Below are 19,059 nucleotides of genomic sequence, written 5' to 3' on the forward strand. Positions count from 1 at the left end.
GGGCGGCGGGGCGCTCCGTACGGTCCCGGGGGCGGTGTCCTTCGGGTGTCCGTCAGGCGGCGACCGGTACGCGCTCGGCCGGGGCGTCCGGGGCGCCGGGGGCCCGCGTGGCGCGGCTGCGGCGGCCGGGGGCGATGAGCACGGCCACGGTCGCGGCCAGCAGCGCCACCACGCCGCCCCAGACGGCGGGCACGAGGCCGTCGGTGAAGCGCTGCGGTGTCTCGTAGCCGCCCTGGGCGGCGAAGACGGAGGCGAGGACGGAGACGCCGAGCGCGCCGCCGAGTTCCCGCATGGCGTTGCTGACGCCGGAGGCGATGCCCTGTTCGCGTGGCTCGACGCTCGCCATCACCATCTCGCCGATGGCGGCGAAGAACAGGGCCATGCCGATGCCGCACAGGACGAAGCCGGGGACCTGGCTGGCGTAGCTGACCTCGGGCTCCGCCAGGACCGCGAGCCAGCCGAGGCCGCCCGCCATGGCGAGCAGGCCGCCCGCGACGATGGGCCGTCCGCCGATGCGGTCGGAGAACGCCCCGGCCAGCGGCGAGATCAGCAGCGGCATCGCGGTCCACGGCAGCATCCGGACGCCCGCCTCGGTCGGCGTGTAGCCCTGGATGAGCTGGAGGAACTGGGTCAGCAGGAAGATCGAGCCGAACATCCCCGCGTACATGAGCAGGTTCGTGGCGTTGACGGCGCTGAAGGCGCGGGAGCGGAAGAGGCGCATGGGCAGCATCGGCGCGTCGGTCCGCAGCTCCCACAGGACGAACGCGATCATCAGCAGCCCGCCGAGGACGAAGCCGGTCAGGACGGTGCCGGACGTCCAGCCGTGCTCGCTGCCGCGGACGACGGCGAGGACGATGCCGAACAGGCCGGTGCTCGCGAGGACGGCGCCGGGGATGTCGAGGCGGGTGACGCCGGGGGCACGGCTCTCGCGCAGGCGCGTGAGGACCAGGGGCAGCAGCGCGATGCCGATGGGCACGTTCAGCCAGAAGATCCAGTGCCAGGACAGGTTGTCGGTGATGGCGCCGCCGACGAGGGGGCCGCCCGCGACGGCGAGGCCGTTGATGGCGCCCCATATGCCGAGGGCCGCGCCGCGCCGCTCGGCCGGGACGACGGCGGTGATCAGGGTGAGGCTGAGCGGGAAGATACCGGCGGCGCCGACGCCCTGGAGGGCGCGGGCGGCGATCAGGAGGTCCGTGGACTCGGCGAGGGCGGCGACGGCCGAGGCGACGGTGAACAGGGCGATGCCGTAGCTGAAGATCCGGCGGCGGCCGAAGCGGTCGCCGAGCGCGGCGGCGGGCAGCAGGAGGCAGGCGAACGGGAGGGTGTAGCCGTTGACGATCCATTCGAGGTCGTCGAGGCCGCCGCCGAGGTCGTCGCGGATGACGGGGAGCGCGGTGGTGACGACGAGGTTGTCGAGGGCGGCCATGAAGGTGGCCGCGCCGGTGAGGATCAGCGTCCAGACGATGAGCGCGCGCGACGGCGCCGTCCCGGACGGCGGTGGTGCGTGTCCTGCCACGGGTCTCTCCTCCTACGGAGATTTAGTGATTACTCAATAACTTTCAGCGACACACGGGAGCGCCGACAACGGGGGCGTCCCGTCGGGCGTCAGACGTCGGGGTCGTGGACCTTCCTGCACGCGGTCCACAGGTGGTCCTCGGGCGGGAAGCCGAGGGCGAGCAGCACGTTCATGAGGAGGCCGGTGCCGAAGAACCCGCCGGTGACGCCGGGGTCGGCGCCGAGCCGCAGATGGACCGACTCCCACAGCCTGCCCCAGTGGGCGCGGATCTCCTCGCCGAACGCCGTGTCGCCCGTGACCTCGGCGGTGTGCACGGCCACGTACATCTGCATCTGGAACATCAGCGCGTCACGGTCCGCGATGAGGCCGTTGTACGCCTCCCCCATCAGGTGCTCGATCTCCTCGGGGGCGGCGTCGGCCGGGGCCTTGTCGGCCGCCGCCTCGAACGCCCGCCGCACGTCGCCGGTGCAGCGCTCGGCGGCGGCGAGGAAGATCGCGCGCTTGTCGGGGAAAAGCCGGAAGAGATACGGCTGCGAGACGCCGACGCGCTGGGCGATGGCGGCGGTGGAGGTGCCCGCGTAGCCGCCGCGGCCGAACTCGGTGACGGCGGCGCGGATCACGCTCTCGCGCCGTTCCGCCGCGCTCATACGGCTGCTCTCCTTGGCCATGGAGAGAAAGTTAGTGAGTAATCACTACCGCTGTCAACAGGAAGCCGGCCCGGCGGTGGCCGGACCGGCTCCGTACGCGCGCGGGGCGCGGGTCAGGCGAGGCGGACCACGGCGCGGGACAGGCCGAGGACCTTCTCGCCCGCGCTGCGTGCCGTCAGGTCCACCCGGACCGTCCGCGCCTCGTCGTCCAGCTTGGCGCCGACCTTCGCCGTGACCTCGATCAGCGCGCCCGTGTCGTCGTCCGGCACCACGACCGGCTTGGTGAACCGCACGCCGTACTCCACGACCGCGCCCGGGTCGCCCGCCCAGTCGGTGACGACACGGACCGCCTCCGCCATGGTGAACATGCCGTGCGCGATGACGTCGGGCAGCCCCACCTGGCGGGCGAACCGCTCGTTCCAGTGGATCGGGTTGAAGTCGCCGGAGGCGCCCGCGTACCGCACCAGCGTGGCCCGGGTGACGGGGAACGACGCGCCGGGCAGCTCGGTGCCCGCCTCGACGTCGGCGTACCTGACGGTCGCGGTCATGCGGCCCCCTCCTCGACGCGGCGGGCGACCAGCTTGGTGACCACGGTCACGACGTGCTCGCCCGAGGCGTCGTGCACCTCGCCGCGGATGTCGATCATCTCGTTGCCCGCGCGGGACGCGATGGAGTCGATGGTGGACGTCACGGTGAGCCGGTCGCCTGCGCGGACCGGCCGCGTGTAGGCGAACTTCTGGTCGCCGTGGACGACGCGGCTGTAGTCGAGCCCGAGCGCCGGGTCCTGGACGACGGTCTGCGCCGCCTCGAAGCTGAGGGCGAAGACGAACGTCGGCGGCGCTATCACGTCCGGGTGGCCCAGGGCCTTGGCCGCCTCGGGGTCGGTGTACGCCAGGTGCGTGTCACCGATCGCGACGGCGAACTCCCGGATCTTCTCGCGGCCCACCTCGTAGGGTTCGGTGGGCGGGTAGCTCCGCCCTACGAACGACTGGTCGAGTGCCATCGCGCGGCCTCACATCCGTTCAGGTGAAAGGAACCGTTCACAAGGACTACGGGAAGAGGCCGCCACCCTTGCGGGGTGCGGCCTCGTCACGGCGGAGATCGCCGAGGTCAGCGGGTCTCGCGGTGCGGCGTGTGCGCGTTGCAGCGCGGGCAGTGCTTCTTCATCTCCAGGCGGTCCGGGTCGTTGCGCCGGTTCTTCCTGGTGATGTAGTTCCGCTCCTTGCACTCCACGCAGGCCAGCGTGATCTTCGGGCGGACGTCGGTGGCAGCCACGTGAGTGCTCCTTGACGGAAGGGACAATGTATATCTGATCGAACACAGAAAAGAGTAGCCGATCGGAGGACCGACCCCGCAATCGGCTACGGTGGGTAGCGGCGACCGGACTTGAACCGGTGACACAACGATTATGAGCCGTTTGCTCTACCGACTGAGCTACGCCGCCTCGGAGCGACCCGCTCCCGTTGCTGTGAGAACGAAGCACTCCAGAGCCCCAAAACGGAATCGAACCGTTGACCTTCTCCTTACCATGGAGACGCTCTGCCGACTGAGCTATTGGGGCGAGCGCTCAAGAGATTACACGGTCGCGGCCGTAAGGCGAAATCGATAGCCAAGGAACCAACCGGCCCCAGTACGACTATTCGGCCCTTACCGCTCAGGGGCCCGGCGGCGCCGTACGCTCCCCCCTGATGCCTGATGACCGTCTTGTACTCACTGGGCCTCGCCTCGCCGACGGACGGACCGTGGACGTCGCGCTGAGCGCGGGCCGCATCGCGGCGGTGGGCACTCCGGGCAGCCTCACGGGGCCGGCCGTGGAGGGCGGCGACCGCGTCGATCTGGCCGGGTGGCTGCTGCTCCCGGCCCCCGCGGAGCCGCACGCCCACCACGACTCCGCGCTCACGGCCACGGGCCCGCCACCGGCGCAGACCCCCGCCGCGCTGCGGCGCCGCATCACCGAGGCGGCCCTCCTCCAGCTCGGCCACGGCGCGACGGCCCAGCGCACCCACGTACGGATCGGCGACGCCGTCGGGCTCGCCGCGCTGGAGGCGGCCCTGGAGGTACGCCGCTCGCTGCGGGGCTCGGCGGAACTCGCGGCGGTCGCCGCGCCCCGGGTGCTCACCGGCCTGGCCGGGGCGGAGAACCGGGCGGTGCTGCGCGACGCGGCGAAGATGGGCGCCGGCGCGCTCGGCGGCTCGCCCGACCTCGACCCCGACCCGGCCGGATACCTGGACATCGTCCTGGAGCTGGCCGACGAGCACGGCTGTGCGATCGACCTGCACACCGAGGGCGACGAACCGGCCAGGCTCGCGCGGCTGGCGTCGGCGGCGGGCGCGTGCCGGTTCGGGGTGACGCTCGGGCCGTGCGCCGGGCTGCTGCGCCTGCCGCCCGACGTGGCCGCGCGGGCGGCGGACCGGCTGGCGGCGGCCGGGGTGACGGTCGTCTGCCTGCCGCAGGGGCCCTGCGGCCTGTCGGGCGCCGCCGTTCCCGGCACACCGGCGCGGCTGCTCGCGGCGGCCGGGGTGCGGGTGGCGGCCGGGGGCGGGGCGCTGCGGGACGTCGCGAACCCGGTCGGGCGCGGCGATCCCCTGGAGGCGGCCTATCAGCTCGCGTCGCACGGCGCGCTGCGGCCCGCGGGGGCGTACGCGGCGGTGAGCGGGGGCGCGCGGGCGGCGATCGGGCTGCCGGAGGTCAGGATCGAGGCCGGGTTCCCGGCGGAGCTGCTGGCCGTGCGCGGGGAGACGGTGGCGGGGGCGCTGTCGCTCGCGTACAGCCGGGTGGTGATCCACCGGGGGCGGATCGTGACGCGGACCAGCGCCGTCCGCGAGTACTGCGGCACGACGGGGGACGGGGGCGGCGGCCCCGAGCTGCCGCGCCAGGCGACGGGCTGAGCACGTCCGGTCGGGCGGTACGGGGCCGCGCGTCGTGCGCGCGGTCTTGTCAGCCCCCGGGTGTCCCGGGACACTCCTCCTGACCTAGGACGTCGGATGTCCCACGAGGGACGACCGACGTGCCGGAAGGACCCCGAGAGAAAGCCGGTGTCGATGTCCCCCCTCCCCCGCAGGTCGGCGCGGTACGCGGCCTGGTCGGCCGCCGTCGGCGCGCTGCTCGCAGGCCCCCTCCCCCACGCGACCGCAGTAGAGACGCCCGCCGCGGTCCCCGAGCAGCAGGTGCTCTTCCGGCCGGGGACCGACCCCGGTTACGCCTGCTTCCGCATCCCTGCCCTGGTGCGCACGACGCAGGACACGCTGCTCGCCTTCGCCGAGGGCCGCCGCGACGACTGCGGCGACGCGGGCGCCATCGACCTGGTGCTGAAGCGTTCCTTCGACGACGGCAGGACGTGGACGCCCCTGGAGGTCATCGACGAGGGCGGCGGCGACACCCACGGCAACCCGGCGCCCGTCGTGGACTCCGCCACCGGCCGCGTCCTGCTGGCCAGCACCCGCAACCCCGGCCACGACAGCGGGAACTGCGGCGTGCCGTGCGAGCGCGTGCCGTTCCTCTCGTTCAGCGACGACGACGGCGCCACCTGGTCCGAGCCGCGCGACCTGGGCGCCGAGCTGCGCCCCGACGACTGGAACTCCTGGTACGCCACGGGGCCGCTGCACGGCATCGAGCTGCGGCACGGGGAGCACGCGGGCCGTCTGCTGTTCACGGTCAATGGCGAGACGTACGCGGGCGGCCGGATCACCGCGAACCACGCGGCGCTGGCGTACAGCGACGACGGCGGCGACAGCTGGCGTCTGGGCGCGGTGGACAGCTGGCCGGTGGCGGCCGACGGGACGTTCCGTCAGAAGCCGTCGGAGAGCGCCGTGGCCGAACTGCCGGACGGCTCGGTCTACGTGAACGGCCGTGAGGACAGGGGCACCGATCTCGGGCACAGGACGTGGGCAATGAGCGAGGACGGCGGCGGGAGCTTCGCCGCGCCCTTCCGCGCGCTTCCCGACCTGTACACGCCGCAGGTGCAGGGGTCGTTGCTGCAACTGCCAGGAAGTGACCGGCTGCTGTTCGCCGCGCCGTCCGATCCCGACCGTCGGCGTTCGATGATGATCAGGTCGTCATGGGATGGCGGGCGGACGTTCGACTCCGTGGACCGGGGCGCGCCGGTGACGGACGACTGGTCGGGCTACTCCGACATGGTGGCGACGGCCGAGGGCGTCGTCGGCCTGCTCTACGAGGGCGGCGCGGTGGACGCGCGGGACGAGATCCGGTTCGCCCGCTTCGGCGAGGACTGGCTCGGCCCGCGCCGCGCGCCGTCCCCCGTCACGCCCGACACCGCCGCGGGCGCCGCCCCCGCGACCGTCGTCGGCGCACCGGCGGGCACGCAGGGGCGGTACGGCGCCGGGCTCCTGTTCGACGGCCCGCAGGACGCCGTGCGCCTGCCGTACCGCGACGCGCTGCCGCTCGGCGAGAGCGACTTCACGGTGAGCCTGTGGTTCCGCTACGCGGCGCGGACCGGCGAGCACCCCTTCCTGTGGATGGGCGGCGTCGGGGCGGACGCGCCGCAGGTCTGGGTGCGCGGCGAGCCGGGGAACGGCCGCGTCCGCGCGCTGATCACGACGCGGGACGGCGCGGCTGCGCCCGCGAGCGCGTGGGTGGACACGCAGGGGGCGTTCAACGACGGGGCGTGGCACCACCTGGCGCTCACGCGTTCAGGTGGGCGGCTTTCGCTGTCCGTGGACGGCGGGGCGGCGCGGACGGCGGCGGACGTGCCGGGGTCGGTGAGCCGGACGTCCGTCTTCGGCGTGCATCTCGCGCAGCGGCCGGACAACCGGTTGCGGCTGGTCGGCGCGCTGGACGAGGTGCGCGTCTACGACCGGGCGCTGACGGCGGCCGAGTGGGACGCGGTGCGCCGGTCGAACGCGTCGCCCGCCGGTGCGGTGTTCGCGCTGCCGCTGGACGGCGTGCGTCCTGCCGGGGGCGGGGGCTGACGTACCGTCACGGTATGCGCGTTGTGATCGCAGGTGGACATGGGCAGATCGCCAGGCGGCTGGGGAGGCTGCTCGCCCGGCGCGGCGACCGGGTCGCCGGGCTCATCAGGAACGGGGAGCACGCCGCCGACCTGCTCTCGGACGGCGTGGAGCCCGTCGTCTGCGATCTGGAGACGGCCGCCGTGGACGAGGTGGCGCGGCGGCTGGCGGGCGCGGACGCGGTGGTGTTCGCCGCAGGGGCCGGTCCTGGCAGCGGCGCGGCGCGGAAGGACACGGTGGACCGGGGGGCGGCGGTGCTCGTCGCCGACGCGGCGCAGCGGGTGGGCGTGCGGCGCCTCGTCGTGGTCTCGGCGATGGGGGCGGACGCGCCTCCGCCGCCGGACGCCGATCCGGTGTTCGCGGCGTACCGGCGGGCCAAGGGCGCGGCGGACGCGGAGGTCAGGGGGCGTTCCGGGCTGTTCTGGACGATCCTGCGGCCTGGGCGGCTGACGGACGGTCCGGGGACGGGCCGGGTGCTGCTGGCCGAGCCGCCGGTGGACGCGGGGGCCGTGCCCAGGGACGACGTGGCGGCGGTGCTGGTGGCGCTGCTGGACACGCCGGGGACGGCGGGGCTGACGCTCGACCTGGTGGGCGGGTCGGAGCCGGTCGCCGAGGCGGTGGCGGCGGTGGCGCGCCCGTAGGGCGCCGGGGTGGTGCGCGGGGGGTTGTCGCGGTCGCGGTGGGCACCTACCGTCGTTGTCGGACGTCCGATGTCCTATCTCCAGGATGAGGAGGCAGCAGCATGGGAAGAAACATGCGCACCGTGACGGCCGGTGCCCTGCTGGGGCTGGCCGCGACCGCCGCCCTGTCCGCCACCGGCGGCGGCGTGGCCCAGGCGCAGGACCAGGCGCAGGACCGGGAGCGCCCGCCACGCGGCCGGTGCACCACGTCCGTCCCGTTCGTGTCGGGCGAGGGCGGCTACGACACGTACCGCATCCCGGCCGCCGTGACGACGCCGCGCGGCACGGTGGTCGCGTTCGCCGAGGGCCGCGTCGGGGGCGCGGGCGACACGGGTGACATCGACGTGGTGGCGCGGCGCTCGGACGACGGGGGCTGCTCGTGGGGGCCGCTGTCGGTGGTGGCGGCCGGGCAGGGGGACACGCGGGGCAACCCGTCGCCCGTGGTCGATCCGGCGACCGGGCGTCTGGTCCTGCTGACGACGTACAACAGCGGGGAGGTCACGGAGGACGAGATCATGCGCGGCGTCGCGAGGCCCGAGCAGAGCCGTCGTGCGTTCGTGCAGGTCAGCACGGACGACGGGCGGTCGTTCGACGCGCCGCGCGAGATCACCGCGGAGGCCAAGCTGCCGCACTGGCGCTGGTACGCGACCGGGCCAGGCCACGCGATCGCCCTCACGCACGGTCCGCACGCGGGCCGTCTCGTCGTCCCCGCGAACCACTCGGCGGCGCCGCCTGACGGCTCCCCCGACACCGGCCGCGAGGCGAAGTACTACGGCTCCCACGCCCTGCTCAGCGACGACGGGGGCGCGACCTGGCGCATCGGCTACGTGGACGACTCCTACGACGGCGCGGTCAACGCGAACGAGTCCACCGTCGCGCAACTGCCCGACGGCCGCCTCTGGTTCTCCGCCCGCGACCAGAACGGCACCGTCGCGGGCAACCGCCTCGGCGCCTGGTCGTCGGACGGCGGCGGGACGCTGGACGGGCCGTACGCCGTCGTCGGGTCGCTGGGGGACGTGCCGGTCGTGCAGGCGAGCACGCTGCGGACGCCGGGCGCCGCGGGGCCGCTGCTGTTCTCCGGGCCGTCGGATCCGGCGGCGCGGCGGGCGATGCGGCTGTGGCGCAGCGACGACGACGGGCGGACGTTCGCGCCGGTGGAGACGCTGTCGGCCGACCCGGCGGCGTACTCCGAGCTGGTGCAGCTGGACCGCCGGACGGTGGGCCTGCTCTACGAGACGGGCGCGGACGGGCCGTACGAGCGCGTCGTCCTCCGCCGCTTCACGGACCTGTGACGCCCCTGCCCCTGGCCGCGGTCGCGGGGCGGCGGGGCGGGCCGCCGAGCAGGCGCCGTACGGCGTCCAGCCGGTCGGTGACGATCCGTTCGCCGATGGCCGTGCCGGGGACGGCGTGGGCGAGGTGGAAGGCGCCGCTGTAGTGGTGGACCTCGGTCGGGACCCCTGCCCTGATCAGGGCGAGCGCGTGGTCCAGGACCTCGTCGCGCGTCGGGTCGATCTGGTAGGCGGTCACCCAGGCGGGCGGGAGCCCGGCCAGGTCGTCGGCCCCGGCGCGGGCAGGGGCGGCGTACAGGGGCACGTCGGGGTCGCCGGGCGCGGCGGTGCCCGCGAGGTAGTAGCGCCAGCTCAGGCGGGAGTTGGACGCCTTCCAGGTCGGGGTGTCGGGGAGGTCGCGCATGGACGGGGTGGCCAGCCGGTCGTCCACGGTCGGGGCGTCCAGGATCTGCGCGGCCAGCGCGGGGCCGCCCCGGTCGCGGGCCAGCATCGCGAGCGCCGCAGCCAGCCCGCCCCCGGCGCTCTCGCCCAGGACCGCGAGCCGCGCGGGGTCCACGCCCTCCGCCGCCCCGGCGTCACCGGCCAGCCAGCGCAGCGCCGCGTAGGCGTCCTCCAGGGCGGCCGGGTAGGGGTGCTCGGGGGCCAGCCGGTAGTCCACGCCGAGGACGGCGACGCCCGCCAGGTCGGCGAGCCTGCGGGACTCGGCGTCCAGCTCGTCCAGGCCGCCGAGGACGAACGCGCCGCCGTGCAGGTAGACGAGGGCGGGCAGCGGCCCGGTACGCCGGGCGGGGCGGTGGAGGCGGCAGGGGACGTCGGGGCCGCCGTCGTGCCCGGGGACGGTGAGGTCGAGGACGTCCAGCGGGTTCGCGGCCTCGTACGGCGGCGCGTCGGCCTGGGCCTGCCGCAGCAGCGCGCGCGTCGCGGCGACGTCGGTGAGGTCGAGCGGCGGGATCGAGGGCGCGAGCGCGGCGAGTTCGGGATCGAGTGCGACGTCCATGCGGGACCTTCCGACCGTGCGCGACCTGGGACCGGCCCAGTCTCACGCGCCGGACGGCACACCCCCCGGCACGCTCCCGCCGCCCGGCGGCGGGTTCACCCGGCTGCGCGCCCCGCGCGTCCCGTCACAGCAGCCCGGCCGCCGCGAGCAGGCGGGCGACCTCCGCCACCTCGTCGTCCGACAGCGCGACCTGCGGCTCGGCGAGCGTCGGGTGGTCGATCACGCCGCGCAGCCGCAGCGCCGCCTTGAACGCGCCGAGCGCCGACGAGCCGCGCCCCATCCGCGCGGGCGACCCGACGTCCACCATCGCGAACAGCGCCACCAGCCGCTCCTGCTCGGCCCGCGCCGCCGCCCAGTCGCCCGCGGCGCAGCGCCGCACGAGCGAGACGTAGCCGTGCGGATCGACGTTCCCGAGCCCGGGGACGACGCCGTGCGCGCCCATCAGCAGCGCCGCGTCCACCGTGACCTCCGAGCCGGTGAGCACGGCGAAGCCCTCGGGGGCGCCGATGAGGATGGCGCGCAGGGTGCCGAGGTCGCCGCTCGAATCCTTCAGGCCCGCGAGCGCGCCGTCCGTGGCGAGGGCGGTGACGAGGTCGGCGGTCAGCTTGGTGTGGACGGACACCGGCAGGTCGTAGGCGAGGACGGGGGCCTCGACGTGCCGGGCCAGGAGCCGGAAGTGCCGTTCGATCTCGGCCGGGTGGGTGCGCGTGTAGAAGGGGGCGGTGGCGACGACGGCGTCGGCGCCCGCCGCGAGGGCGGTGCGCGCGTGGTCGAGGACGCGGGGTGTCGTCATGTCGATGGCACCGGCCAGCAGCGGCAGCTGCCCGGCGAGGTGACCGGCGACGGTCTCGGTGACCGTGCGGCGCTGCGCGTCCGTCAGGAAGGCGACCTCGGAGGTCGAGCCGAGGACGAACAGCCCGTCAACCCCGGCGTCGGCGAGGTGGTCCACGAGCCGGACCAGTGACGCGGTGTCCACCTCGCCGTCGGGCGTCAGCGGGGTGCAGACGGGCGGGATCACTCCGGTCAGCCGGTCGGGGAGGGTCATGAACGGGTCTCCTGTGCGGTGGCGGCCTGGTGGACGAGATCGCGGGTGGCGTCGCCGTCACCCACGGGGTGGTGGCAGCGGTAGAGATGTTCCCCGCCCGCCGCCTCCGCGTCCGGCATCGACGCGGCGCACACGTCGTCCGCCTTCCAGCAGCGGGTGCGGAACGGGCAGCCGCTCGGCGGGTGGACGGCGGAGGGCATCGGGCCGGTCAGCGGGATGGGGTCCACCGGGTCGAGGAGGCAGGGGGCGGCTGAGAAGAGGGCGCGGGTGTAGGGGTGGCGGGCGTGGGCGGTGACGCGGTCGGCCGGGGCCTCCTCGACGACGCGGCCCAGGTACATGGTGACGACGCGGTCGCTCATGCGGCGGACGGTCTGGATGTCGTGCGAGACGAGGACCATCGCGAGGCCGAGGCGTTCCTTGAGGTCCAGGAGCAGGTTGAGAATCTGCGCGCGGACGGACACGTCGAGGGCGCTGGTCGGTTCGTCGGCGACGAGCAGGGCCGGTTCCAGGGCGAGCGCGCGGGCGATGGCGACGCGCTGCCGCTGGCCGCCCGACAGGCGCCCGGGGAGGGCGTCGGCGAGGTGTGCGGGCAGGCCCACGAGGGCCAGCAGTTCGCGGACGCGTGCCTCGCGCCCGGCGGGGGTGCCGCGGCGGTGGACGTCCAGCGGGTCGCGCAGGGCGCGGCGGACGGACAGGCGGCGGTTGAGCGCGGTCGCCGGGTCCTGGAAGACCATGCCGATGCCGGTGCCGACGGTGCGGCGGCGCTCGGCGGGCGGCATGGTCCACAGGTCGCGGCCCCGGTGGGCGACGGTGCCCGCGCTGGGCCGTTCGACGCCGACCAGGAGCCGCGCCAGCGTGGACTTGCCGCAGCCCGACTCGCCGACCACGCCGAGGGTCTCGCCGGGGGTGACGGAGAGGCTGACGCCGGTGAGGGCGTGCACCTTCGCGGCGCGGAAGAGGCCCTGGCCGCGGGCCGGGTAGACCTGGTGGACGTCCCGGACGGTCAGCAGCGCGGCGGGGGTCATCGTGCGGCCTCCTTCTCCTGCGCGGGGTGGTGGCAGGCGGCGGTGTGCAGCGTGCCGGGGGCGGGGCGCTGCGGCGCGGGCGCGGCGCAGGCGGCGTCGGCCATCGGGCAGCGGTCGGCGAAGCGGCAGCCCGGCGGGAAGTCGGCGGGGGAGGGCACGACGCCGTGGATCTGCGTCATGCGCGGCGCGGCCGACTCCAGGGAGAGCACGGAGCCGAGCAGGCCGCGCGTGTAGTGGTGCGCGGGGGCGGCGACCAGGTCGGCGGTCACGCCGCTCTCCACGATCTGCCCGCCGTACATCACCACGATCCGGTCGGTGACGTCGGCGACGAGCGCGAGGTCGTGCGAGACGAGGACGAGCGCGAAGCCCAGCTCGGCGCGCAGCCGCAGCAGGAGCGCGACGACCTGCGCCTGCACCGTCACGTCGAGGGCCGTCGTCGGTTCGTCGGCGACGAGCAGGCGCGGCTCGCGGGAGAGCGCCATGGCGATGAGGACGCGCTGGCGCTGGCCGCCCGACAGCTCGTGCGGGTGGCTGCGCAGGACGCGGGCGGGGTCGAGGCCGACCAGTTCCAGCAGCTCGGCTGGGGTGCGGCGCCCGCCGCGGCGGACGAGCTGCCGCAGTTGGGCGCGGATGGTCATCGCCGGGTTCAGGGATGACAGGGCGTCCTGGTAGACCATCGCCATCTCGTGGCCGAGCAGGCGGCGCCTGGCGCGCGGGGCGAGGCCCGTCAGCTCCTGCCCGGCGAACGTGACGCTGCCGCGCACGCGGGCGTCGCGCGGCTGGAGGCCCATGACGGTGAGGGCGGTCAGGGACTTGCCGCAGCCCGACTCGCCGACCAGGCCGAGGACTTCGCCCGGCCGTACGGAGAAGCTGACGCCGTCCACGACGTCGCGGTCGCCGTGGCGTCCTGGGAAGCCGATCGCCAGGTCGCGGACGGTGAGGACGGGCTCGCCGGTGACGGGCGGGCGGGCGCGGGCGCGCAGGCGCTCCCCCGCGGCGGCCAGGCCGGGGAGGGGCGGGACCTCGCGGGGCGGCGGCGGGGGCGCGCCCTGGCCGGTGGCAGGGGGCGTACGCGCGCCGGTGGGGCGTGCGGCGGGCGCTGCCCAGGCGTCGGAGACGCCCTCGGACAGCACGTTCAGCGCCAGCACGGTGACCAGCATCAGCAGGCCGGGGAAGACCGTGGCCCACCAGCCGCCGAGCAGCACGAGGTTCTTGCCGTCCGCGATGACGCTGCCCCAGGACGGCTCGGGCGGCCTGACCCCGGCGCCGATGAACGACAGCGACGCCTCGAAGACGATCGCCTCGGCCACCATCACCGTGCAGAAGACGAGGACGGGCGCCGCGCAGTTGACGGCGACGTGCCGCAGCAGGATGTGCGGCGTCCTGGCGCCGACGACGCGCTCGGCCGTCACGTAGTCCTCGCCGTACTGGCTGAGCACGTTGGCCCGCACCACGCGGGCGACGGGCGGCACGTTCAGGAAGGCGATGGCGCCGATCAGCACGGACGTGCCGCCGCCGAAGACGGAGATCAGCACGGCGGCGATGGCGATGCCGGGGAAGGCCATCACGACGTCGAGGCAGCGCATCAGCGTCTCGTCCACGAGCTTGCGGGACGTCGCGGCGACCGCGCCGACCACCGCCCCGGCCAGCAGGGCGAGCGCGGTCGCGCCCAGGCCGATGGCCAGCGACGACCTGGCGCCGTACATGAGGCGGCTGAGGATGTCGCGGCCCAGGCTGTCCTGGCCCATCCAGTGCGCGGCGGACGGGCCCCCGGCGGTGCCCGCCTGCGCGTACGGGTCGTGCGGCGCGAGCAGCGGCGCGAGGAGGGCGACGAGCACGACGACGCCCAGGACCGCGAGGGCTGCGCGGGAGAGCGGGGGCAGGCGGCGCAGTCCGCTCAGGAGGGGGCGGGGGTTCATGCGGCGCTCCTCAGCCGGGGGTTGACCAGGAGGTAGAGGATGTCGATCACCAGGTTCACGACGACGAAGCCGACCGCCGTCGTGAGGACGACGCCCTGCACGACGGCCGGGTCGCCGTTGCGCACGGCGTCGATCATCAGCTTGCCCATGCCGGGCAGCGCGAAGATCGTCTCGATGACGACCGCACCGCCGAGCAGGTAGCCGACGCGCAGGCCGAGGACCGTGAGCGGGTTGATCAGCGCGTTGCGCAGGACGTTGCGGCCCACGACGACGAACGGCGGCAGGCCGCTGCCGGTCGCCGTGCGCACGTAGTCCTTGTCCAGCTCCTCCACCACCGCCGTGCGCACGACGCGGGTGAGCTGCGCGGCGACCGGCAGGGAGAGGGCGAGGGCGGGCAGCGTCATCGTCCTGATCCAGCCGGTGAACGAGTCGGTCGGGTTCGTCCAGCCGCTGGTCGGGAACCAGCCCGCCTCGACGCCGAGGTACTGGATCATCAGCAGCGCCAGCCAGAACCCGGGCGCGGCGACGCCGGTCAGGGACACGACGCGGATGACCTGGTCGAGCGCGCGGTCGCGGTGGAGCGCGGCGGCGACGCCGAGCGGCACGGCCAGGAGGACGGCGATGCCGAGGCCGAGGAACGTCAGCTGGAGCGTCAGCGGCAGGGCGGTCGTCACCAGGTCGAGGACGGAGGTGCGCGTCAGCACGCTGATGCCCATGTCGCCGTGCAACAGGTCGCCGACGAAGCCCGCGTAGCGCACGGGCAGCGGGTCGAGGAGGCCGTTCTCCTCGCGGAAGCGGTGCAGTTGCTCCTGCGTGGGGTTGGCGCCCTGGAAGTAGGCGGACGCCGGGTCCATGTCGGAGAAGCGCATGACGAGGAAGACGAACAGGACGACGCCGAGCATCAGCGGCGCGAGGAGGAGGACGCGGCGTGTCAGCATCCGGACGACGAGGATCACGACGTGTACGGCCTCGCCTGGAGGACGGATATGCCGGGGTACGGCTGTGCGCGGACGCCGGTGAGGGCCCGTGGGTTCCAGGCGGTCAGCAGCTCGTTGTGCAGGAGCGGGTAGAGGACGGCCTGTTCGGCGATGACGTCGAGGGAGCGGTGCGTCAGCGCGAGCTTGCGCGCGGGGTCGGGCTCGCGCGTCGCCTCGTCCATGAGGGCGAACAGCGCCCGCGCGTCGTCGCTCTCGTCCCAGCGCGTGTAGGTCATCCAGCCGCCGCCCGGCGTGTAGTTGTAGCGGAGGATGAGGTCGGGGTCGAGGCCGAACTGGTTGGGGTTCGCGACGGCGGCGACGACCTGGTAGTCCTGGTTCTGGTCCATCTTGGTGAACAGGGCCGACGTCTCCTGCGGCTCCAGGGTGGTGGGCACGCCGATGGCGTCCCAGGACTCCTTGATCGTCGGCAGGCAGTCCACGAGCCAGCTGACGTTCACCGCCATCAGGTTGACGCGCAGGTCCGTGACGCCCGCCGCGCGCAGCAGGGCGCGGGCGCGGTCGGGGTCGTGGGTGTAGACGGTGGACGCCTCGGTGTGCGCGGGGTTCTCCTCGTTGAGGAACGAGGTGGCGGCCCTGCCGTGCCCGCGCAGGCCGACGTCGATCATCTGACCGGTGTCCACGGCGTGGAACAGCGCCTGCCGGACGCGGACGTCGTCGAACGGCGGGTTGGCCGTGTTGAACATGAGGAAGACGTGGTTCATGCCCGCGCCGCCCTCGACCGTGAGGCCGTCGCCGCGCAGCTGCTCGGCGTTGGCGTACGGGATGTTCTCGGCGATCTGGGCGTCGGCGCCGCTCCCGGAGATCTTCGCGACGCGGGGCGCGGCGTCCACGATGGACAGCCAGTTCATCCGGGCGAAGGTGGCGGGGCGCGGCCCGTTGTAGCCGTTGTAGGCCGCGAAGGTGGTGTTGGTCTTCGGCTGGTGCGACGCCTGCCGGTACGGGCCGGAGCCGACGGCGAGGCCCGCGCCCGCCTCGTCCCAGCCGCCGGGGCGGCCGAAGACGTGGCGCGGCATGATCTTCGCGAGCGTGAGGCGGGAGGCGGCGTCGGGGAAGGGGAAGTGGAGGTCCAGCTCGACGTCCCGCTCGCCCGTCCTGCGTACCTCCTTGAGCCAGGAGACGAAGAAGGAGCGGGCCAGCGGGTTGGCCTCCGCGTCCAGGATGCGGTCGAACGTGAACAGGACGTCGTCCGCCGTGACGGGTTCGCCGTCGTGCCAGGTCGCGTCGTCGCGCAGGGTGAAGCGCCAGCGGGTCGCGTTCTGGTCGGGCGGCACGGCGGTGGCGAGCGCAGGGTAGGGCGCGCGGGTGAGGGGGTCGGTGTCGAGGAGGCCTTCGTAGAGGTGGTGATTCGCGGCCATGGTGAAGGCGGACGCGGTCTGCGTCGGGTCCCAGCTCTGGTCGTTGCCGTAGCCGATGACGGCGGTCAGCTCCTCGCCGCCGCCTGAGCCGTAACCGCCCCCGCCGCCGGTCGTCGAGGGCGGGCCTGAGCAGGCGCCGAGGGCGGCCGAGACGGCTCCGGCGGCGCCGAGCGCGGCGGTGGCCCGTAGCAGGGCCCTGCGGTCGAGGGCATGGTTCACGAACTCCTCCAGCGACGCTGCTCTTGGACGTCCTACGTACTACGTTCTATGTCCGAGCACCGTAGGTTCGGCGGCGGAACGAGGTCAAGAGCCCGGACGTCAGATGTCCTATCTCCGGTGGCACAATGTGCATCTCCGGCCGGGAGGCAGGCCCGGTCAGGACCCAGGGGAGGCCGAGATGGCACGCCGCATGATGTCCGAGGAAGTGCAGAGCAGCATCAAGGAGCTGATCCTGCACCGCCGCCTCGCGCCCGGCGACCCGCTGCCCACCGAGAGCGACCTGATGACGCTCTTCGGCGTCAGCCGCAACTCGGTGCGCGAGGCACTGAAGGCGCTCCAGGCCGTCAACGTCGTGGACATCCGGCACGGCTTCGGCACGTACGTCGGCTCGCTCAGCCTCGACTCGTTCGTCGAGGCCATGGTCTTCCGCGCCGCCGTCAGGCACCGCAGGGGCGAGGCGAGCCTGCACGAGCTGCTTGAGGTCCGCGAGGCGCTGGAGGCCGGGCTCATCGTCGAGGTCGCGGGCGACGTGCCCGCCGAGGACCTCGCGCGGCTGCGGGAACTCGTCGCCGCCATGGAACGCGAGGCCGCCGGGGGGCGCGTCTCGGCCGCGACGGACCGCGCGTTCCACGTCGCCCTCTACCGCTCGCTGGGGAACCACCTGCTGAGCGAGGTGCTGGACGCCTTCTGGTCCGCCTTTCACCGCGTGCGCGGCGACCTGCGGGCCGACGACCAGGACCCGCGCGTCGTCTGCGCGCGGCACGAGGACATCCTCGCCGCGCTGGAGGCGGGCGACGGGCCGCGGGCGGCGGTCGCGATGCGGGCGCACTTCGCGGGGATCAGGCACCTCCTCGCCGAGCACGCGACCGCCACGACCGCCACCGCGGCGCCCTGAGACACGGCCCCCCGCCTGCCGGGGGCGGGGGACCGGACCTTCAGGAGACGGCCACGCAGTCCTCCAGCCGCCCCGCGAGCGCGGGATCGGGGCGCGGGACCATCCCGAGATCCTGGTCACGCCCGATGTCCAGGCTCTCCAGCGCCTCCGCCAGCGCCCCCCGCGGCCACCAGACGCGGGGCCGCGCCGTCCACTCGTGCTCGCGCTCCAGCGGCTCCAACTCGGCCGCCTGGCCCGCCCAGTGCTCCGCGTCCTCCGGCTCGCCGCGCTGGAGGTGCAGCAGGCACAGGCACAGCGCCGCCGTGGACGTCCCCGCGCCCGCGCTGAACTCCCACCAGAAGCGCGCCCCGTCCGTCAGCCCGCTCAGGTGCAGCAGGCAGGCGAAGACGAGGCCACCGGCGGGCTCGATCCGCTCGGAGTTGACGAGGCCGGCCATCCAGGCGGGGGCGCGCGCGTCCCGTACCAACGAGCCGCACAGGGCGAGCAGTTCGCGCCCCGACCGTTCCTCGTCGCTCTCGAACCGCCGGGCGGCGTCGTACGGGACGGTCAGCGCCGTGTCGTCCAGCGCGCGTTCGATGCGGCGCCGGGACGCGGCCAGGTCGGCGGCCGTCACCGCCCCCGGCAGGAACGCCGCCTCGGCCAGCAGCTCATCGATCGGCGTCGGCACCGCGTCCACCCCCGTCCAGCGACAGCTTCCGCGCCAGCGTGCGGCGCGCCAGGTGGCGGTAGGTACGGACCGTGACCTCGGCGATGCCCATGATCTCGGCCGTCCGCGCGGCGGGGTAGCCGAGGACGTACTGGAGCACGACCACGTCGAACTGCCGTTCCGGCAGCTCCGCGATGGCCGCGTACAGGCCCAAGGCGCTCTCCAGCACCGACAGTTCGGCGCGGAAGTCGTCCAACACGCGGCGGCTCACCTGCTGGAACGCGGCGGTGGCGGGCATCGTGTGCCGACGCCCCTCGAAGATCAGCCGTTCCTCGACGGCCGACTTCATCATCGCCCAGGCGGTGGCCTCGGGCGACTCCTCGCGCATCAGCATCGGCCAGTGCCGCGCGAGGTGCACGAACACGCGGTCCACGAGGTCAACGGCGCGGCGCCGTTCGCCCAGTTGCAGCTCGGCGTACGACAGGTACACCGGGTAGTACCGCTCGTGGAACGCCCAGAAGGCGGCGGGCATCGTGACCCCGGCTTCCCGTACGTCCGGTCGCGCCGGTCCGTGCCCGCTCACGCCCGCCCCCCACCACGCCGCGCCACGGCGTCGATGCCGACGCGCACGCCGACGCCCAGCAGCCACCGGGCCAGCGTCCGTACGTCGGGGGCGAACACCCGCAGCGCCACGGCCATGGCCAGCGCGCCGTTCGCGGTGTCGTAACTCAACTCCTGTGCTCCTTCGGGAGATCCGGCGAGAGCGTGCTCGCCCTCAGCAATCAGCTAAGCGCGCGGAGTGCCCGAACGTGGAAGGGGGTGACCATATCTTTCCGGAGCGTGACCCCCCACAACGGGGCA

The 19,059-nt window shown here is 74.3% G+C and carries 19 protein-coding genes and 2 tRNA genes; 5 read left to right on the top strand and 16 right to left on the bottom strand.

Annotated features, from left to right (window positions below; genetic code table 11):
- Nucleotides 1–52 precede the first annotated feature (52 nt).
- The 7 genes from IF27_RS10535 to IF27_RS10565 form a co-directional block, all read right to left on the bottom strand.
- On the bottom strand, nucleotides 53–1,516 hold the full coding sequence (locus IF27_RS10535) for a DHA2 family efflux MFS transporter permease subunit (protein WP_223290994.1): 1,464 nt from the start codon (nucleotides 1,514–1,516) through the stop codon (nucleotides 53–55).
- Nucleotides 1,517–1,605: 89 nt separating this feature from the next.
- Nucleotides 1,606–2,184, bottom strand: a complete 579-nt coding sequence (locus IF27_RS10540) for a TetR/AcrR family transcriptional regulator (RefSeq protein WP_223290995.1) — start codon at nucleotides 2,182–2,184, stop codon at nucleotides 1,606–1,608.
- Nucleotides 2,185–2,276: 92 nt separating this feature from the next.
- Nucleotides 2,277–2,711 (bottom strand): MaoC family dehydratase, encoded by a 435-nt coding sequence (locus IF27_RS10545; RefSeq protein WP_052849194.1) that lies wholly within the window; start codon nucleotides 2,709–2,711, stop codon nucleotides 2,277–2,279.
- Nucleotides 2,708–3,166 (bottom strand): MaoC family dehydratase N-terminal domain-containing protein, encoded by a 459-nt coding sequence (locus IF27_RS10550; RefSeq protein ID WP_052849195.1) that lies wholly within the window; start codon nucleotides 3,164–3,166, stop codon nucleotides 2,708–2,710. The genes IF27_RS10545 and IF27_RS10550 overlap by 4 nt, the downstream gene beginning before the upstream one ends.
- Nucleotides 3,167–3,273: 107 nt before the next feature.
- The gene (gene rpmG, locus IF27_RS10555) at nucleotides 3,274–3,438 is read right to left on the bottom strand and encodes a 50S ribosomal protein L33 (protein ID WP_052849196.1); all 165 of its coding nucleotides are present in this window, start codon (nucleotides 3,436–3,438) and stop codon (nucleotides 3,274–3,276) included.
- A 96-nt stretch (nucleotides 3,439–3,534) separates the two neighbouring features.
- A tRNA-Met gene (locus tag IF27_RS10560) sits at nucleotides 3,535–3,607 on the bottom strand.
- A gap of 44 nt (nucleotides 3,608–3,651) precedes the next feature.
- Nucleotides 3,652–3,724: transfer RNA gene (locus IF27_RS10565), tRNA-Thr, on the bottom strand.
- Nucleotides 3,725–3,851: 127 nt separating this feature from the next.
- Between IF27_RS10565 and IF27_RS10570 the strand changes: the two genes are divergently transcribed.
- The 4 genes from IF27_RS10570 (at nucleotide 3,852) to IF27_RS10585 (ending at nucleotide 9,102) form a co-directional block, all read left to right on the top strand.
- Nucleotides 3,852–5,051: an amidohydrolase family protein gene (locus IF27_RS10570; protein ID WP_052849197.1), complete on the top strand. Its 1,200-nt coding sequence runs from the start codon at nucleotides 3,852–3,854 to the stop codon at nucleotides 5,049–5,051.
- Nucleotides 5,052–5,204: 153 nt separating this feature from the next.
- Complete coding sequence (locus IF27_RS10575) at nucleotides 5,205–7,091, top strand: sialidase family protein (RefSeq protein ID WP_052849350.1); 1,887 nt, start codon at nucleotides 5,205–5,207, stop codon at nucleotides 7,089–7,091.
- 14 nt (nucleotides 7,092–7,105) lie between these two features.
- Nucleotides 7,106–7,771 (top strand): NAD(P)H-binding protein, encoded by a 666-nt coding sequence (locus IF27_RS10580; protein WP_052849198.1) that lies wholly within the window; start codon nucleotides 7,106–7,108, stop codon nucleotides 7,769–7,771.
- 101 nt (nucleotides 7,772–7,872) lie between these two features.
- On the top strand, nucleotides 7,873–9,102 hold the full coding sequence (locus IF27_RS10585; RefSeq protein ID WP_223290996.1) for a sialidase family protein: 1,230 nt from the start codon (nucleotides 7,873–7,875) through the stop codon (nucleotides 9,100–9,102).
- On the opposite strand, the gene IF27_RS10590 is transcribed toward IF27_RS10585, so the two are convergent.
- From IF27_RS10590 to IF27_RS10615, 6 genes are all read right to left on the bottom strand, one after another.
- Nucleotides 9,089–10,096 (bottom strand): alpha/beta hydrolase, encoded by a 1,008-nt coding sequence (locus IF27_RS10590; protein WP_052849200.1) that lies wholly within the window; start codon nucleotides 10,094–10,096, stop codon nucleotides 9,089–9,091. The two genes, IF27_RS10585 and IF27_RS10590, sit on opposite strands and share 14 nt — an antisense overlap.
- 124 nt (nucleotides 10,097–10,220) lie before the next feature.
- Nucleotides 10,221–11,141: a dihydrodipicolinate synthase family protein gene (locus tag IF27_RS10595; protein ID WP_052849201.1), complete on the bottom strand. Its 921-nt coding sequence runs from the start codon at nucleotides 11,139–11,141 to the stop codon at nucleotides 10,221–10,223.
- Complete coding sequence (locus IF27_RS10600) at nucleotides 11,138–12,166, bottom strand: oligopeptide/dipeptide ABC transporter ATP-binding protein (protein ID WP_052849202.1); 1,029 nt, start codon at nucleotides 12,164–12,166, stop codon at nucleotides 11,138–11,140. Before IF27_RS10600 ends, IF27_RS10595 begins: the two co-directional genes overlap by 4 nt.
- Nucleotides 12,163–14,085: a dipeptide/oligopeptide/nickel ABC transporter permease/ATP-binding protein gene (locus IF27_RS10605; protein WP_052849203.1), complete on the bottom strand. Its 1,923-nt coding sequence runs from the start codon at nucleotides 14,083–14,085 to the stop codon at nucleotides 12,163–12,165. Before IF27_RS10605 ends, IF27_RS10600 begins: the two co-directional genes overlap by 4 nt.
- Nucleotides 14,082–15,023, bottom strand: coding sequence for an ABC transporter permease (locus IF27_RS10610; RefSeq protein WP_420821998.1), 942 nt, complete (start codon nucleotides 15,021–15,023; stop codon nucleotides 14,082–14,084). The genes IF27_RS10605 and IF27_RS10610 overlap by 4 nt, the downstream gene beginning before the upstream one ends.
- Before the next feature lie 14 nt (nucleotides 15,024–15,037).
- Complete coding sequence (locus IF27_RS10615) at nucleotides 15,038–16,657, bottom strand: ABC transporter substrate-binding protein (protein ID WP_223290997.1); 1,620 nt, start codon at nucleotides 16,655–16,657, stop codon at nucleotides 15,038–15,040.
- 178 nt (nucleotides 16,658–16,835) lie between these two features.
- On the opposite strand from IF27_RS10615, the gene IF27_RS10620 reads away from it, so the two are divergent.
- A complete protein-coding gene (locus IF27_RS10620; RefSeq protein ID WP_052849206.1) occupies nucleotides 16,836–17,552 on the top strand; it encodes a FadR/GntR family transcriptional regulator in 717 nt (238 codons plus the stop codon).
- A gap of 40 nt (nucleotides 17,553–17,592) precedes the next feature.
- Here IF27_RS10620 and IF27_RS10625 read toward each other — a convergent pair whose 3' ends face one another.
- From IF27_RS10625 to IF27_RS30970, 3 genes are read right to left on the bottom strand one after another with little or no spacing between them, the layout of a single operon-like run.
- A complete protein-coding gene (locus tag IF27_RS10625; protein WP_190232896.1) occupies nucleotides 17,593–18,219 on the bottom strand; it encodes a hypothetical protein in 627 nt (208 codons plus the stop codon).
- A complete protein-coding gene (locus IF27_RS10630; protein ID WP_223290998.1) occupies nucleotides 18,200–18,781 on the bottom strand; it encodes a sigma-70 family RNA polymerase sigma factor in 582 nt (193 codons plus the stop codon). The genes IF27_RS10625 and IF27_RS10630 overlap by 20 nt, the downstream gene beginning before the upstream one ends.
- Nucleotides 18,778–18,930 (bottom strand): hypothetical protein, encoded by a 153-nt coding sequence (locus IF27_RS30970; RefSeq protein WP_190232897.1) that lies wholly within the window; start codon nucleotides 18,928–18,930, stop codon nucleotides 18,778–18,780. The genes IF27_RS10630 and IF27_RS30970 overlap by 4 nt, the downstream gene beginning before the upstream one ends.
- Nucleotides 18,931–19,059: the final 129 nt, after the last annotated feature.

The organism is Streptomyces avicenniae, assembly GCF_000719135.1.
Classification (GTDB): Bacteria; Actinomycetota; Actinomycetes; order Streptomycetales; family Streptomycetaceae; genus Streptomyces; species Streptomyces avicenniae.